At 59.8% G+C, this 555-nt stretch carries 1 protein-coding gene; it reads left to right on the top strand.

Annotation, left to right across the window (positions count from 1 at the left end):
- Positions 1–555: ImcF-related family protein (locus tag ACGF49_RS24760; RefSeq protein ID WP_387493382.1), on the top strand; the 555-nt coding region annotated here is incomplete at both ends.

Raw genomic sequence — 555 nt, 5'->3', positions numbered from 1 at the left:
GAAGCCACCCTGGCCTACGGGGATTACCATCAGAAAGGGCTGCTGGCGGATATGGGGCTTTATCAGGGCGCGGCGGTCGGCCCGTATGTGGAAAACACCTACCTGCAACTGCTGTCTCAGCGCTTCCTGCCCGCCTTAATGAACGGCCTGCTGGATGACCTGAACCGGGCGCCGAAAGGCAGCGAAGAAAAACTGGCCGTCCTGCGTATCATGCGGATGCTGGAAGACGGCAGCGGCCGCCATAAATCGCTGGTCGAACATTATATGCAGGCGCGCTGGAGTCAGGCGTTTAATGGCCAGCGGGCGTTACAGCAACAGTTACTGACGCATCTGGACTATGCCCTGGATCACACCGACTGGCGGGCCGCGCGGGAGGCGGGCGATCAGGCCGCTATCAGCCGCTTTGCCCCTTACCAGCGGCCGATGATAAATGCCCAGAAAGAGCTGAGTCAGCTCTCTATTTATCAACGGGTCTACCAGAACCTGCGCATTAAAGCCCAGGATTCACTGCCGCCCCCCCTCAACCTGCGCGACCAGATTGGCCCGAGCTTTGAC

It is taken from the genome of Photorhabdus sp. RM96S (assembly GCF_042879335.1).
Lineage (GTDB): Bacteria > Pseudomonadota > Gammaproteobacteria > Enterobacterales > Enterobacteriaceae > Photorhabdus > Photorhabdus kayaii.
This window is presented reverse-complemented; position numbering and strand designations above follow the sequence as displayed.